We start from the raw sequence: 15,363 nt of genomic DNA on the forward strand, positions 1-15,363 counted from the left end.
GTGGATGGTGGTGTCCGCCTCGCTGAGATTGGCGGCGGGATGTCCTCAAGGTGGGGGCAACGCTGATGATTTCAAGGGCGATCCGGTTTTGAGGGCGCCTGGATCTTGAAATGCGCCCGGGCGGTGGCGATGGGTTGGGCTTCGGCGTCCTGCAAAGAAATTGTCCGAGCCGAGGGTAATCGCTGCTTTAATGCCCGACGGCGGTTTGCGAAGGAAAAAAACACCGTCCAGAAAAGAGCAGTGACAGAGTAAACAAGGAGCGTACATGCATCAGGTAAAGCTGCCAGTAGGTGGAGCGTTATGGATGGCAGCAAGCCTGCTCTCATTCATTGGCATGGCCGTCGCGGCCCGAGAGCTTTCCAAGTTCATGTCGATCTTCGAGATCCTGTTTTTCAGATCGCTTGTCGGGTTGATCATTCTTTCTCCAATTATTTACCGACAGCGCGCAAAACTCAGACGAGCACACGATCTGGGCCTGCAGGTTGCCCGGAATGTGGTGCATTTCGCCGGACAATATGCCTGGACCGTTGGCGTGGCGGCACTTCCGCTGGTCAAGGTGTTTGCCCTGGAGTTCACCACGCCGATATGGGTTTCCCTGCTAGCGTTTTTATTTCTGAAAGAAAAACTCTCCACGGCCAGGGTGCTTGCCGCCATCGGTGGTTTCATTGGCGTTTTGGTGGTGCTGAGGCCCGGCCTCGACAGTATTGAACCCGCCGCACTTATCGTGCTTCTGGCCGCCATGGGTTATGCAACATCCATTATCATGGTGAAAAAACTGACGTTGACCAGCAGCCCCGCCATCATCGTGATCTGGATGGTGCTTCTACAACTGCCCCTGGGTCTTGGCCTGTCCCTGGCACAATGGCGTACACCCACGCTCGAATGCGTCCCATGGATCCTGATGTTAGGGATAACAGGTTTAAGCGCGCACTTCGCCATGGCCAAGGCCCTGAGCGTCATGGAGGCATCCATTGCCATCCCGATTGATTTTTTCAGGGTACCGCTCATTGCCGTGGTTGGATTTTTTCTCTACAGCGAACCTCTTGAAATCTGGGTATTGGTCGGCGCGTTGATTATTTTCGCTTCAAACTATCTGAGCTTGCGGATGGAACAAAAGACCCCGCCAGCGTCAGTTCCGTCGAGCACCGGGTGATCATTTCAACGGCAGTTCGGTTTTTGCGGGCTCCTGAATTTTGAAGTGTGCCCGGGCGGTGGCAATGGGTTCGGCCTCGACGTCTTGCCAGGCGGTGATCGCGACGTTGGCCACCCGCCGGCCCTGGCGCCAGACCTGGCATTTGGCATAAGTGTCGCGAAACTGCCCGGTGCGCAGGTAATCCAGGGAAAAGTCGATGATTTTCGGTATGCCTGGCGTGCCGGTGGCGATCAACAAATGCACGGCAGCGGCCAGTTCCATGAACCCGGCGATGACGCCGCCATGGATGGCCGGCAGTAAAGGGTTACCAATGTTGTCTTTGTTGGCCGGCAGGCAAAACAACAAGTCGTCGCCCTGGCGCGTGCATTCGACACCGATGAGTTGCGCATAGGGAATCGAGGCGAGCAGCAGCGCGTAGTCGCCCTGCTCGCAGGCGCGGCGCAGATGTTCCTGAGTGATATCGGTCATGGCTGGCCCACGGCGGTCATTGGGCCGCCCTTCCCTATTCCCCGGGCATGCTGGCCCAGGCGCATGAAGGTGCCCACCACATGGGCGATGGGTTGCTCGGGATCGTCCTGATAGGCGAAACCCCGGCTGAAGATCACGTCCGGGGTCACCCGATAGCATTGCGCGAAGCCGTAGACATCTTTGTGGGGCTCGGCGGCGTGCATGTAGTCGATGCGCAGGTCGAGGGTCGGACAGACTTCGAATTGCGGCAGCACACATAGGGTCGACATGCCGCACGCAGTGTCCATCAATGAGGTCAATGCCCCGCCGTGGATGATGCCCGTCAGGGGATTGCCGACGATTTGCGGGCTGAACGGCAGGATGACCGTCAGCCCGTCACGACTGGCGCTGTGCAGCTTCAAGCCCAGCACCTGGCAATGCCTGAGTGCGGATAAAAAGCGTGTCGCACGCTCAAAAACGGGGTCTTCGGCCATTTGATTAACGCTCCAGTGAGTGACGAGACCTGGCGACAGGCGCGATCCACAAAGTTCCGTTGCAGTGCAAAGTTATATATCTGTTATGCAACAGGAACTTAATCCGAGGGGTGGCGTTCAAAAGGCCAGTAGTTATTTCCATAAGGAGAAACACCCCATGCGTAAGACTTTTGCTATTGCCTTGATGTTGGCCGCTTCCCTCGGCCTCGCTGCCTGCGATAAAAAATCCGAGGACAAAGCTCAAGATGCCCAACAACACGCTGAGCAAGCTCAGCAAGACATGAACAAAGCACAGGATAAAGTGAACGACGCGGCGAAAGAAAACGCCGAAGCCGCCAAAGCTCAGTCTGAATCGAACAGCGCCGCTCAGCAGGAAAATGCCCCTGCTCCCGAAGCGCCTAAAACCAACTGATACGGTTTTAGCGGCAAAAGAAAACCCGCCTGGTGCGGGTTTTCTTTTGCCTGCGATTTGGCGGCGTCGGCTGTCAGGCCGCTTCCTTGCCCACCTCGGGCACTGGCGCTTCCGTGGGGGTATAGACCATCACGTCCAGCACATCGGAGTGAAACTCGCGCTGGTACAACACAAACACCACGCCAGCACTCATCAACATGAATAACCAGGGGCTGACGAACCACGCCAACATGGTCATGCCGAAGTAATAGGCACGCAGGCCGAAGTTGAACTGGTTGGCGGCCATGGAGATCACTCGCGCCGCCCTTAATGCAAAGGCCTTGCGCTCTTGCTCCGACACATGGCGCTCGCCGATCATCGGTGCCGAGCCAATCAGGACTGCCGCGAAGTTGTACTGGCGCATGCACCAACTGAACGTGAAGAACGCATACACGAACACCAGTGCCAGGCACAGCAACTTGACCTCCGCCATGCCCTGGGAAGCCTGCTGCACCATGGGGATGTCCGCCAGCAACGACACCGCCCGATCGGACGCCCCGAGTACTGTCAGGATACCGGCCAGGATGATCAGTGTGCTGGAGGCGAAAAATGATGCGTTGCGCTCCAGGTTGCCGATCACGCTGGCATCGGCGATACGATTCTCACGCAGCAGCATGCGGCGCATCCAGTCTTCGCGGTACAGGTGCATCACACTGGCCAGGCAGGCCGTGTCGCGCGCCTTCCAGGTGGCATAACGGGTGTAGCCCGCCCAGCAGATGATGAACCAGGCGGCGGCAAGCAGGTGGATCAGGTTGGCTTGGATGAATGACATTCGATTTCCTGTGTGTCTAAAAACATGACGTCTAAAGCCAGACTTGCCTTGAAATGCCGACCTGTGGGAGCGAGCTTGCTCGCGATGGCGTCGGATCAGTCAGCGATGAGGTGGCTGATAGACCGCTATCGCGAGCAAGCTCGCTCCCACAGGGTTCTGTGCAGGTTTTTCAAGACACTGCTTCGACGTTAGTCCATGGAAAAAGACACTGCACTCAAAAAAAATGCCCCGTATCGATTGATACGGGGCATTTCAGTTCTTGCCGATGGATCTGCCTGTAGGCCGCTTAAGCCAACGCTTCGCTGCGTTTGCCCAGCAGGCGATCGCACACCACCGCGACCGCCAGGGTCATCACCGAAGGCACCAGCCAGGCCAGGCCTTGCTCGCTCAGCGGCAGATGGGCCAGTTGCGTCGGCATCCAGTCCGCCAGGCCGGCGCCCTTGAGCGCATCGATCAGGCCAAACAGGAATGACACCAGCATCACCGGGCCAACGATGCGCCCCTGCTCGTGCCAGAAGTCCTTGCAGAAGCTCAGGGCCACCAGGGCGATGCACGGTGGGTAGATCGCGGTGAGGACCGGAATCGAAAAGGCGATCAGCTTGGTCAGGCCCAGGTTGGACACCAGCAGCGAAAAGGCCGCCAGGATCACGACCAGGGTCTTGTAGGACAGCGGCAGGACGCGGCTGAAGTACTCGGCGCAGGCGCAGGTCAGGCCGACAGCAGTCACCAGGCACGCCAGGGAGATCAGCACCGCCAGGAAACCGCTGCCCAGGCTGCCGAAGGTATGTTGCACGTAGGCATGCAGCACAGCCGCGCCGTTGGTCGCGCCCATGGCCACTTCATGGCTGCCCGAACCCAGGCGGAACAGGCTGACGTAGACCAGCGCCAGGCCCACCCCGGCAATCAGCCCGGCGATGATCGCATAGCGGGTGATCAAGGCCGGCGACTCGACGCCCCGGGAACGGATCGCGTTGACGATGACAATGCCGAACACCAAGGCGCCCAGGGTATCCATGGTCAGGTAGCCATTGATGAACCCTTGGGAGAACGGTGCCGCGATGTACTCGGGAGTGGCCACGCCGATATCACCCGCGGGCAAGGCAAACGCCGCGATGCCGAGCACGGCCAGGGCGATGATCTTCAGTGGCGCGAGGAAGCGTCCGACGGTGTCCAGCAGGCGGCCCGGGTAGAGCGAGATGAAAAACACCAGCAGGAAATACGCTGCACTGTAGAGGAACAGCGCCAGCGGGCTTTCACCGGTCAACGGCGCCAAGCCGACTTCGAACGAAACGGTGGCGGTACGCGGCGTGGCGAACAACGGGCCGACGGCCAGGTAGCACACCGCCGCCAGCAAGCCGCCGGCGACCTTGCCGATGGGGCTGCTCAAGGCGTCCATCGCACCGCCCACCTTGGCCAGTGCAACGACCGTGATGACCGGCAGCCCGACCGCCGTGATCAAAAAGCCCAGCGCCGCCATCCAGACATGAGGTCCGGACTGCAAACCGACGATAGGCGGGAAGATGATGTTGCCGGCCCCGACGAACAGGGCAAATGTCATGAAACCAAGCGCCAGGACATCCTGGCCTTTCAACACTTTCATTAAGGAAACCACACTACTGAATCGGAATTTAGAGAGGGATTTCCCTTATGGGTGAGGGAAATGCTGCCGATCCGTATGGGACCGACCCGTTTAGCGCGGCGCTTCCTTGTGGGCAGCGGTCGCAAAAATGGCTGCTAGCCTAACGAATTCAGCGAGAAAACGCACTGTTAAGGGGCAAACTATCCGATGCGCGACGTTCGCGTGTCGCGTTTACGTATCTATTTTTCCTGCGCAGCCCCCTGTGGCAAGAGCCTTTATCTGTGGAGCAAGGCTTTGTGGGAGCAAGGCTTGCCCGCGATACAGGCGACTCAGTTCTATCAGTCAGATCAAGCTGATGCCATCGCGGGCAAGCCTTGCTCCCACAGAGTGGACTGCCCCCCAAAAACCTTGCTCCTACGGCCCCAGAATCGAGTAGGAGGCGGATTTACATCCGCCGTCCTCTCACACCACCGTACGTACGGTTCCGTATACGGCGGTTCAGGTTACACGGCTAAGCCGGTTTATCGTATCCAGTATCGAGACCAGCCCGAGTTGATCCCAGAGTTTCTTCGGTAACGCCTGATTCATATGTGACGCTCCCGAGCTCCACCATGGGCCACGGCCATTGGACGCTGACTTGCAGGCGCGCCCTTCGTCGAGCCCCAGACGCATCAGGTTACGCGCCCTCGTTGAAGGCTGCTTCCATTGACGCCAGACGATACAGCGCAGCTTGTGACGTATCCAGCCATCAAGCTGCTCCATTGCGCGCTTGCCCTGAGTTAACTTGAAATAACCCGCCCAACCACGCAACACGGGGTTTATCCGTTCGATGACGTTCGCCATCTTGCGACCCCGTGCACCACGCAGCAGCTCCCTGAGTCGGTCACGCAAGCGACGCAGGCTCATGGTTGCCACTCTCAGCTTCGGCTGTTGATGCCAGCTCATCCCATAACCCAGGTAATCACACATCCAAGACCCCGCTACTCGGCTCTTTTCCCGATTCAGCGTCAGTTTCAGACGCTGATTCAGGAAGCGCTCGACACCGGCCATCACTCGTGCACCAGCACGAGGAGTGCGCACATAGATGTTTGCATCGTCGGCGTAGCGCACGAAGCGATGACCTCGCCGTTCCAGTTCGCTGTCGAGTTCGTTGAGCAGGATGTTCGACAGCAACGGCGAAAGCGGGCCGCCTTGCGGCGCCCCTTCCTGCCGTCGGCTGACGAGTCCACCTGACATCGTTCCCGCTTCGAGGTAACGACGGATCAACGTGAGCACACGCTTGTCTTCGATTTGACGCGCCACGTAAGCCATCAGGACATCGTGGTTGACCCGATCAAAGAACTTCTCCAGATCGAGTTCCACGCACCAGCGGTGACCCGCTGCCACATGGCCGCGAGCGGTTTCGATGGCTTGGTGAGCGCTTCTGCCCGGACGAAAGCCGTAGCTGTAGTCCGAGAACAGAGGGTCGAAGATTGGCGTCAGCTGTTGCAGCAGGGCTTGTTGGATCAGGCGATCCACGACGCTGGGGATACCCAGTTGTCTTGTCCCGCCTTTGGGTTTGGGGATGTCGACGGCGCGTACACCTTGCGGGTGGTACTCACCGGCCAGCAACCGAACCTTGAGGATCGGCCAATACTGTTTCACGTAGCCCGCCAAGTCGTCGACCGTCATGCCATCGGCACCCGGTGCGCCCTTGTTGCTGACTACGCGTTGATACGCACGCCTGAGATTGGCCGGTGCAAGCACCCGCGCCATCAGCGTGTCCGGCTCCGCGTTCGTCCACGTCACAGACGCCGCCAATACCTGTGCGCTGTCAGCCGTCATCCTCGGATACTGTCCGGGACTCGGAGTAACAGTCTTCTCTGGGAGAAATTTCTGCATTTCGGTATTCAACGAGACTCTGACGCCTACTGGCGGCATAACCTGTTCGGCCCTTGGTGACGAGGTTAACCGCCACTTACTATGGCTTCGGCTGACTTCTGCACGCTCATCCCGTCGCCTCTCGACGCCCGGTAGCACAATGGCAAACGTACAGATCTCCCAGGGTAATTCGCGTGACCTTCCTGCTTATGCCTGTCGGATCTACGTCGCAGCGTTCCGTGCAAGTATTGGGCTTTGGTAGTCATTGCCACCTTACCCCGCTACGCCGCCTGATCCGCTTCCTATTCGTCAGGCCAGCATTTTGCCTCGGGCTTCCTTCAGATTCGCAGTCGCCCGCGACACCCTTGCCTCTGGCTAACACTTCCCCTTGCCGGGTGTGTAGAGGACTTTCACCTCCAAGTCACCAGCGAGGCCACCACAGCCAAGCTGGTTGCGCTTGCGCGCAACGCGCCATGCCTGGCGCACAACGACAAAGGCCACCCGAAGGTGGCCTTTGTTGCTGGAGCGAAAAGGTCAGCCGAAGCTTACTTCTTCATTTCCCAGCCAGTCAGCTCGGCCAGGGCCTTGCCGATGTCTGCCAGCGAACGCACGGTTTTCACGCCTGCGTCTTGCAGAGCAGCGAATTTCTCGTCTGCAGTGCCTTTGCCGCCAGAGATGATTGCGCCAGCATGGCCCATGCGCTTGCCCGGAGGAGCAGTCACACCAGCGATGTAGGAAACAACCGGCTTGGTCACGTTGGCCTTGATGTAGGCAGCCGCTTCTTCTTCAGCCGAACCGCCGATCTCACCGATCATGACGATCGCTTCGGTCTTCGGGTCTTCCTGGAACAGCTTCAGGATGTCGATGAAGTTCGAGCCTGGGATCGGGTCACCGCCGATGCCGACGCAAGTCGACTGACCGAAACCGGCGTCAGTGGTCTGCTTCACAGCTTCGTAGGTCAGGGTGCCGGAACGGGAAACGATACCGACCTTGCCTGGCAAGTGAATGTGACCTGGCATGATGCCGATCTTGCATTCGCCTGGGGTGATCACGCCTGGGCAGTTAGGGCCGATCAGGGTGATACCCAGCTCGTCGCACTTGACCTTGGCTTCCAGCATGTCGATGGTCGGGATGCCTTCGGTGATGCAGACGATCAGCTTGATGCCGCCGAACGCTGCTTCAAGGATGGAGTCCTTGCAGAAAGGAGCTGGAACGTAGATCACGCTGGCGGTGGCGCCAGTGGCGGCTACAGCGTCTTTCACGGTGTTGAACACTGGCAGGCCCAGGTGCTCGGTGCCGCCTTTGCCTGGCGTTACGCCGCCAACCATCTTGGTGCCGTATTCCAGGGCTTGCTGGGTGTGGAAACTACCTTGCGAACCGGTAATACCCTGGCAGATAACCTTGGTGTCTTTATTGATCAGGACGCTCATTATTTGCCCTCCGCAGCTTTGACAACTTGTTGAGCAGCGTCGGTCAGGCTGGTAGCAGCGATGATGTTCAAACCGCTTTCTGCCAGTACTTTAGCGCCCAGCTCAGCGTTGTTGCCTTCAAGGCGAACAACAACCGGGATTTTCACGCCAACTTCTTTCACGGCGCCGATGATGCCTTCGGCAATCATGTCGCAGCGAACGATGCCGCCGAAGATGTTGACCAGTACTGCAGCGACGTTGGTGTCGGACAGGATGATCTTGAACGCTTCGGTTACGCGTTCCTTGGTAGCACCACCGCCCACGTCGAGGAAGTTGGCTGGCTTGCCGCCATGCAGGTTGACGATGTCCATGGTACCCATGGCCAGGCCAGCACCGTTGACCATGCAGCCGATGTTACCTTCCAGGGCTACGTAGTTCAGTTCGAACTTGGCAGCGTGCGCTTCGCGCGGATCGTCTTGCGACGGATCGTGGAAAGTCTTCAGCTTAGGCTGACGGTACATGGCGTTGGCGTCGATGTTGATCTTGGCATCGAGGCAGTGCAGGTCGCCGTCGGCCTTGATCACCAGCGGGTTCACTTCCAGCAGTGCCAGGTCGTGGTCCTGGAACAGCTTGGCCAGACCTACGAAGATCTTGGCGAATTGAGTGACCTGCTTGCCTTCCAGGCCCAGCTGGAATGCCAGCTCGCGACCCTGGAATGGCTGTGCGCCAACCAGTGGATCGATGGTGGCCTTGAGGATTTTCTCAGGGGTATCGTGAGCGATTTTCTCGATGTCCACGCCACCTTCGGTGGAAGCCATGAACACGATGCGGCGGCTCGAACGGTCAACGACAGCGCCCAGGTACAGCTCTTTAGCGATATCAGTGCACGATTCAACCAGGATCTTGGTGACTGGCTGACCGTTGGCGTCAGTCTGGTAAGTCACCAGACGCTTGCCCAGCCACTGCTGTGCGAAGGCTTTGGCGTCTTCTTTGCTGCGAACCAGCTTGACGCCGCCCGCTTTACCGCGACCACCGGCGTGAACCTGGGCTTTGACAACCCATTCGCTGCCGCCGATTTTGTCGCAAGCTTCTGCTGCCGCTTCCGGGGTGTCTACCGCGTAACCGGTGGATACTGGCAGGCCGTACTCAGCGAACAGCTGCTTACCCTGATACTCGTGAAGATTCATGCTTATTACCGTCTTCGTTAGGTACTGCGCATTCGGTGCTGCACCGTTCTGGTGCCGCACCACCTGTGACTGCTGCTTGCGTAGCGTTCCAGTTAACCGGTTCGGCTACGCAAGGCTGCGTCCAGCGGATATTCCGCGGTGAGTCTTGCTCGCAAGGCTCACGACGGGCCATACCGCCGTGGTTTCTTATTGTCTATTAACGCTTCTTGCGGTTGGCCACGTGGATGGCGCCGCCATTTACGGCCAGGGCCGCTTCGTGCAAGGCTTCGGACAGGGTCGGATGGGAGAAGACCATCATGCCCAGATCTTCAGCGCTGGTGCCGAATTCCATGCCGATCGCGCCTTGCTGTACCAGCTCGGCAGCGCTTGGGCCAATGACGTGAACGCCCAATACGCGATCCGTCTTGGCATCGGCGATGACTTTCACGAAACCACCGGTATCGTTGGCTGCCATGGCACGGCCACTGGCTGCAAACGGGAAGGTGCCGACGTTAACTTCAACGCCTTCGGCTTTCAAGGCCTGCTCGGTCTTGCCAACCCATGCGATTTCCGGGTGGGTGTAGATAACCGATGGGATCAGGTCATAGTTCATCTGGGCTTTGTGGCCCTTGATGCGCTCGACGACCATGATGCCTTCTTCGGATGCCTTGTGTGCCAGCATCATGCCGCGAACCACGTCACCGATGGCGAAGACGCCCGGTACGGTGGTAGCGCATTGATCATCGACCTGGATGAAGCCGCGCTCATCGATTTCCACGCCGCTGTCGGCAGCCAACAGGTCGGTGGTCACCGGACGACGACCGACCGCAACGATCAGCTTGTCGAAGGTGATGGTCTGTTCGCCGTTGGTGTCGGTGTAGGTGACCACGACTTCTTCGCCGTTGACCTTCGAACCGGTGACGCGAGCGCCCAGCTTGATGTCCAGGCCCTGTTTGGTCAGGGTTTTCAGCGCTTCCTTGGAAACCGCAGTGTCAGCGGCCATCAGGAAGGTGTCGAGGGCTTCCAGTACGGTCACTTGCGCGCCCAGGCGCGACCATACCGAACCCAGCTCGAGGCCGATCACGCCGGCGCCGATCACGCCCAGTCGTTTTGGTACGCTCTGGAATTCCAGGGCGCCGGTGGAATCGACGATCACGTTCTGGTCGACCGGAGCCGGTGGAATGTCGATCGGACGCGAGCCTGGTGCCAGGATGACGTTTTCGGCTTCGATCACTTCAATCGAACCGTCTGGCTTGGTCACTTCGACTTTCTTGCCCATCAGCAGCTTGCCGTGACCCTGGATCGAGGTCACGCCGTTGGCCTTGAACAGGGTAGCAACACCGGAGGTCAGGCCTTTGACGATGTTGGCCTTGCGACCGACCATCGCCGGCACGTCCATGGTCACGCCAGCGTGGTTGATACCATGGATCTTGAAGCCATCCTGCGCTTCGTGGAACTTCCAGGAGCTGTCCAGCAGCGCCTTGGAAGGAATGCAACCGACGTTCAGGCAAGTACCGCCGAGGGCCAGCTTGCCCTCCTTGTCGGTGTATTTCTCGATGCAGGCAGTGGTAAGGCCCAGTTGCGCAGCCTTGATGGCCGCTACGTAGCCGCCAGGGCCCGCACCAATCACTACCACGTCGAATTTCTGAGTCATGAGTCATTCCTTTTCGAATCAAACCGGACGATCACTTGTGATGACCGTCGAGGGACGAAACCGGTTGTTTCAGCAAGAGGCCGGTCACAACAGACCGGCCCTCGCGGCGAAAATCAGATATCCAGCAGCAGACGAGCCGGATCTTCAAGCAGGTTCTTGATGGTGACCAGGAACGTCACGGCTTCTTTGCCGTCGATCAGGCGGTGATCGTAGGACAGTGCCAGGTACATCATCGGACGAATCACGACCTGACCATTGATCGCCATAGGACGCTGCAGAATGTTGTGCATGCCCAGGATAGCCGCTTGTGGCGGGTTGACGATCGGGGTCGACATCATCGAGCCGAATGTACCACCGTTGGTGATGGTGAACGTACCGCCGGTCATCTCTTCGATGGACAGCTTGCCGTCACGGGCTTTCTTGCCGAAGGTGGCGATGCCGCCTTCGATTTCGGCCAGGCTCATCAGTTCGGCGTTACGCAGTACCGGAACCACCAGGCCACGGTCGCTGGAAACAGCAACACCGATATCGGCATAGCCGTGGTAGACGATGTCGGAACCGTCGATCGACGCGTTGACGGCCGGGAAGCGTTTCAGCGCTTCGGTGGCAGCCTTGACGAAGAACGACATGAAGCCCAGGCGTACGCCGTTGTGGGACTTCTCGAACAGATCCTTGTACTTCGAACGCAGGGCCATGACTTCGGTCATGTCGACTTCGTTGAAAGTGGTCAGCATCGCCATGTTCGACTGGGCTTCTACCAGACGCTTGGCCACGGTAGCGCGAACGCGGGTCATCGGAACGCGTTTTTCAACGCGGTCACCGGCAGCGAACACCGGAGCGGCAGCGGCAGGTGCGGCAGGCTTGGCTGGCGCGGCGGCTGGCGCAGCTTTCTTGGCGGCAACAGCGGCAACCACGTCTTCCTTGGTCACACGACCACCCTTGCCGGTGCCGGCAACGGAAGCGATGTTGATGCCATTCTCTTCAGCCAGCTTGCGAGCAGCAGGGGCAGCGACAGGATCGTCTTCGCCACCAGCGGCTGGAGCAGCAGCCTGAGCGGCAGCCGGTGCAGCAGCGGCCGGAGCAGCGGCAGCAGCACCGCCCTCTTCGATCGAGCCCAGGACCTGGTTCGACAGAACGGTAGCGCCCTCCTCGGCAACGATTGCGCCCAGCACGCCGTCAGCTTCGGCCAATACTTCCAGCACGACCTTGTCGGTCTCGATGTCGACGATCAGGTCGTCACGCTTGACGGCCTCGCCTGGTTTCTTGTGCCAGGTGGCAACGGTGCCATCGGCAACCGATTCCGGGAATGACGGGGCTTTGATTTCGATAGCCATTATCTGTGGGTCCTTAAAATTCGGTTTCAGTCAGCGCGAAGGCGTTAAACAGTGAAGGCATCTTGCAGCAGTTTTTCCTGCTGCTCGGCGTGCATCGACGCATAACCACACGCAGGTGCAGCAGAAGCATCACGGCCGGCATATTCCAGGCCCAGGGCCTTGTTATGGTTGCCGATGCTGCGACGCAGGTGATGCTGGCTGCTGTACCACGCGCCTTGGTTCATCGGTTCTTCCTGACACCACACCACATGGGTGAGGTTGGTGTAAGGCGCGATGGCCTCCATCAGGTCTTCTTCCGGGAACGGGTAAAGCTGCTCGATACGCACGATGGCGATGTCTTCGCGGCCTTCGGCACGACGCTTTTCCAGCAGGTCGTAGTAGACCTTGCCGCTGCACAGGACCAGGCGAGTGACCTTCGCCGCATCCAGGGTGTCGATTTCCGAAATAACGGTCTGGAACGAGCCTTCGGCCAGATCCTCGAGCGTGGAGATCGCCAGTTTGTGACGCAGCAGCGACTTCGGTGTCAGCACGATCAGCGGCTTGCGCAGCGGACGGATGACTTGACGACGCAGCAGGTGGTAGATCTGCGCCGGAGTCGTCGGTACGCAGACCTGGACGTTGTGCTCGGCGCACAGCTGCAGGTAACGCTCCAGACGTGCCGAAGAGTGCTCCGGCCCCTGCCCTTCATAACCGTGTGGCAACAGCATGGTCAGACCGCAGAGACGGCCCCACTTGTGCTCGCCGCTGGTGATGAACTGGTCGACAACCACCTGGGCACCGTTGGCGAAGTCGCCGAACTGGGCTTCCCAGATCACCAGCGCATTTGGCTCGGTGGTGGAGTAGCCATATTCGAACGCCAGGACGGCTTCTTCGGACAGCAGCGAATCGTACAGGTCGAAACGTGGCTGGCCTTTGTACAGGTGCTGCAGCGGGATGTGGGTGCTGGCGTCTTTCTGGTTGTGCAGCGCCGCGTGGCGGTGCGAGAAAGTGCCGCGGCCTACGTCCTGGCCGGTGATGCGAATCGGGTGACCTTCGAACGCCAGGGTCGCGTACGCCATGGTTTCGGCGTAACCCCAGTTGATCGGCAGGCCGCCGGCTTGCATCTTCTGCCGGTCTTCGTAGATTTTCGCGACCTGGCGCTGAACCACGAAGCCTTCCGGGATTTCCAGCAGCTTGGCGGACAGTTCCTGCAGGGTCTTGAGGTCGAAACGGGTGTCGTGACGCGCGGTCCAGGCGTGGCCCAGGTATGGACGCCAGTCCACGAACAGCTCTTTGTTCGGCTCTTTGACCAGGCTTTTTACAACGTGCAGGCCGTTATCCAGGGCATTGCGATATTCATCGACTTTTTCCTGGACGCGCGCTGCATCCAGCACACCGCCCTGGGTCAGGCGCTCGGCATACAGCTCACGAGTAGTGCGCTGCTTGGCGATCTGCTGATACATCAAAGGCTGGGTGCCGCTTGGCTCGTCGGCCTCGTTGTGGCCGCGACGACGGTAGCAGACCAGATCGATCACCACGTCGCGCTTGTACTGCATGCGGTAGTCGATGGCCAACTGGGTCACGAACAGCACGGCTTCCGGGTCATCGCCATTCACATGGAGAATCGGCGCCTGGATCATCTTCGCGACGTCGGTTGCGTACTCGGTGGAGCGCGAGTCTTCCGGGTTGCTGATGGTGAAACCGACCTGGTTGTTGATCACGATGTGCACGGTACCGCCGGTCTTGAAACCGCGGGTCTGCGACATCTGGAAGGTTTCCATGACCACGCCTTGACCGGCGAATGCCGCGTCACCGTGGATGGAAATTGGCAGGACCTTTTCACCGGTCGGGTCGTTGCGGCGATCCTGGCGGGCACGGACCGAACCCTCAACCACCGGGGAAACGATTTCCAGGTGGGACGGGTTGAAGGCCATGGCCAGGTGCACTTCGCCACCTGTGGTCATCACGTTGGACGAGAAGCCCTGGTGGTATTTCACGTCACCGGAACCGAGCTCGACCTTCTTCTTGCCTTCGAACTCGTCGAACAATTCGCGCGGGTTCTTGCCGAAGGTGTTGACCAGTACGTTCAGACGACCACGGTGGGCCATGCCGATGACGATTTCCTTGGTGCCGTAGGAACCCGAACGCTGGATCAGTTCGTCCAGCATCGGAATCAGGCTTTCACCACCTTCCAGGCCAAAACGCTTGGTGCCCGGGTATTTGGTACCCAGGTACTTCTCCAGGCCTTCACCGGCGGTAACGCGCTCGAGCAAGTGGCTCTTGATATCGGCGGAGTACGTCGGACGGCCACGAACGCTTTCCAGACGCTGCTGGAACCACTGGCGCTGCTCGGAATCGGTGATGTGCGTGAATTCAGCGCCGATGGTGCGGCAATATGTCTGCTGCAACGCTTCGTGAATTTCGCGTAGGCTCGCTTCCTCTTTGCCGATGAACAGGTCGCCGGCACGGAAGGTCGTATCAAGATCGGCATTGGTCAAGCCGTAATGAGTGATCGACAGGTCTGCAGGTGCAGGACGCTGCCACAGCCCCAGCGGGTCGAGCTGGGCTGCTTGGTGGCCTCGCATCCGGTAGGCCTGGATCAGTCGCAGCACTTCAACTTGCTTCTTCTCGTGTTCACTGCTCACGCTGCCGGCAGATACCGGTTGAGCGCGGCGCTGGTTCTTTGCCAGCAACACGAAATGATCGCGAATCGTCGAGTGCGAAACATCAGTGGCAGAGTTACCGTCAGCCGGCAACTTCTGAAAGTAGGTGCGCCATTCTTCTGGCACAGCGTTAGGGTCGTGCAGGTAGAGCTCGTAGAGCTCTTCCACATAGGCAGCGTTACCACCGGAGAGGTGGGCACTGTTCCACATGCGCTGCATCACGCTTTCTTGCATGCTTGGTCACCCTCGATTAGGGGAACACCACCGGCGAAAACACCGAGCAAACTTGCAGAAGTCCGAGTGCAGCGACTAAAACAAGCCACTTAGGATCACGCTGATAGTCCGGGTACCAGCCCGGATGCCCCTGCTTGTCTCATTTCTTCAAAATAAGAACCGCCGCTT

At 59.1% G+C, this 15,363-nt stretch carries 12 protein-coding genes; 2 read left to right on the forward strand and 10 right to left on the reverse strand.

The genetic code is table 11. The annotated features are described in order from the left end of the window. The first annotated feature begins 265 nt into the window (after positions 1–265). Complete coding sequence (locus tag HU749_RS21770; protein ID WP_095963619.1) at positions 266–1,153, forward strand: DMT family transporter; 888 nt, start codon at positions 266–268, stop codon at positions 1,151–1,153. On the opposite strand, the gene HU749_RS21775 is transcribed toward HU749_RS21770, so the two are convergent. Further along, the gene (locus HU749_RS21775) at positions 1,154–1,621 is read right to left on the reverse strand and encodes a PaaI family thioesterase (RefSeq protein WP_079304253.1); all 468 of its coding nucleotides are present in this window, start codon (positions 1,619–1,621) and stop codon (positions 1,154–1,156) included. Then, a complete protein-coding gene (locus tag HU749_RS21780) occupies positions 1,618–2,094 on the reverse strand; it encodes a PaaI family thioesterase (protein ID WP_046063625.1) in 477 nt (158 codons plus the stop codon). Before HU749_RS21780 ends, HU749_RS21775 begins: the two co-directional genes overlap by 4 nt. 157 nt (positions 2,095–2,251) lie before the next feature. On the opposite strand from HU749_RS21780, the gene HU749_RS21785 reads away from it, so the two are divergent. Then, positions 2,252–2,506, forward strand: a complete 255-nt coding sequence (locus tag HU749_RS21785) for a hypothetical protein (protein WP_014339578.1) — start codon at positions 2,252–2,254, stop codon at positions 2,504–2,506. Between the two features lie 73 nt (positions 2,507–2,579). On the opposite strand, the gene HU749_RS21790 is transcribed toward HU749_RS21785, so the two are convergent. The 8 genes from HU749_RS21790 to HU749_RS21825 form a co-directional block, all read right to left on the reverse strand. Beyond that, positions 2,580–3,317, reverse strand: a complete 738-nt coding sequence (locus tag HU749_RS21790) for a DUF599 domain-containing protein (protein ID WP_014339579.1) — start codon at positions 3,315–3,317, stop codon at positions 2,580–2,582. Between the two features lie 286 nt (positions 3,318–3,603). After that, positions 3,604–4,917, reverse strand: a complete 1,314-nt coding sequence (gene brnQ, locus HU749_RS21795; protein WP_046063624.1) for a branched-chain amino acid transport system II carrier protein — start codon at positions 4,915–4,917, stop codon at positions 3,604–3,606. Positions 4,918–5,394: 477 nt separating this feature from the next. Continuing rightward, the gene (ltrA, locus tag HU749_RS21800; protein ID WP_052967978.1) at positions 5,395–6,816 is read right to left on the reverse strand and encodes a group II intron reverse transcriptase/maturase; all 1,422 of its coding nucleotides are present in this window, start codon (positions 6,814–6,816) and stop codon (positions 5,395–5,397) included. A 485-nt stretch (positions 6,817–7,301) separates the two neighbouring features. Further along, positions 7,302–8,186, reverse strand: coding sequence for a succinate--CoA ligase subunit alpha (gene sucD, locus HU749_RS21805; protein ID WP_014339581.1), 885 nt, complete (start codon positions 8,184–8,186; stop codon positions 7,302–7,304). Further along, positions 8,186–9,352: an ADP-forming succinate--CoA ligase subunit beta gene (gene sucC / locus HU749_RS21810; protein WP_003179235.1), complete on the reverse strand. Its 1,167-nt coding sequence runs from the start codon at positions 9,350–9,352 to the stop codon at positions 8,186–8,188. The genes sucD and sucC overlap by 1 nt, the downstream gene beginning before the upstream one ends. A 196-nt stretch (positions 9,353–9,548) precedes the next feature. Then, entirely contained in the window at positions 9,549–10,985 is a 1,437-nt protein-coding gene (gene lpdA, locus HU749_RS21815; protein ID WP_186652452.1) for a dihydrolipoyl dehydrogenase, read from the reverse strand. 113 nt (positions 10,986–11,098) lie between these two features. Beyond that, entirely contained in the window at positions 11,099–12,319 is a 1,221-nt protein-coding gene (odhB, locus tag HU749_RS21820; RefSeq protein WP_046063623.1) for a 2-oxoglutarate dehydrogenase complex dihydrolipoyllysine-residue succinyltransferase, read from the reverse strand. A 44-nt stretch (positions 12,320–12,363) separates the two neighbouring features. Continuing rightward, positions 12,364–15,195: a 2-oxoglutarate dehydrogenase E1 component gene (locus tag HU749_RS21825; RefSeq protein ID WP_014339584.1), complete on the reverse strand. Its 2,832-nt coding sequence runs from the start codon at positions 15,193–15,195 to the stop codon at positions 12,364–12,366. Positions 15,196–15,363 lie beyond the last annotated feature (168 nt).

It is taken from the genome of Pseudomonas ogarae, assembly GCF_014268695.2.
GTDB classification, from domain to species: Bacteria; Pseudomonadota; Gammaproteobacteria; order Pseudomonadales; family Pseudomonadaceae; genus Aquipseudomonas; species Aquipseudomonas kilonensis.

Excerpts from the sequence above, each read along its gene's own strand:
- HU749_RS21770 (WP_095963619.1), top strand. The coding sequence starts at position 266 with ATGCATCAGGTAAAGCTGCCAGTAGGTGGAGCGTTATGGATGGCAGCA.
- HU749_RS21775 (WP_079304253.1), bottom strand. The coding sequence starts at position 1,621 with ATGACCGATATCACTCAGGAACATCTGCGCCGCGCCTGCGAGCAGGGC.
- odhB (WP_046063623.1), bottom strand. The coding sequence starts at position 12,319 with ATGGCTATCGAAATCAAAGCCCCGTCATTCCCGGAATCGGTTGCCGAT.
- HU749_RS21785 (WP_014339578.1), top strand. The coding sequence starts at position 2,252 with ATGCGTAAGACTTTTGCTATTGCCTTGATGTTGGCCGCTTCCCTCGGC.
- HU749_RS21790 (WP_014339579.1), bottom strand. The coding sequence starts at position 3,317 with ATGTCATTCATCCAAGCCAACCTGATCCACCTGCTTGCCGCCGCCTGG.
- brnQ (WP_046063624.1), bottom strand. The coding sequence starts at position 4,917 with ATGAAAGTGTTGAAAGGCCAGGATGTCCTGGCGCTTGGTTTCATGACA.
- sucC (WP_003179235.1), bottom strand. The coding sequence starts at position 9,352 with ATGAATCTTCACGAGTATCAGGGTAAGCAGCTGTTCGCTGAGTACGGC.
- lpdA (WP_186652452.1), bottom strand. The coding sequence starts at position 10,985 with ATGACTCAGAAATTCGACGTGGTAGTGATTGGTGCGGGCCCTGGCGGC.
- HU749_RS21825 (WP_014339584.1), bottom strand. The coding sequence starts at position 15,195 with ATGCAAGAAAGCGTGATGCAGCGCATGTGGAACAGTGCCCACCTCTCC.
- HU749_RS21780 (WP_046063625.1), bottom strand. The coding sequence starts at position 2,094 with ATGGCCGAAGACCCCGTTTTTGAGCGTGCGACACGCTTTTTATCCGCA.
- ltrA (WP_052967978.1), bottom strand. The coding sequence starts at position 6,816 with ATGCCGCCAGTAGGCGTCAGAGTCTCGTTGAATACCGAAATGCAGAAA.
- sucD (WP_014339581.1), bottom strand. The coding sequence starts at position 8,186 with ATGAGCGTCCTGATCAATAAAGACACCAAGGTTATCTGCCAGGGTATT.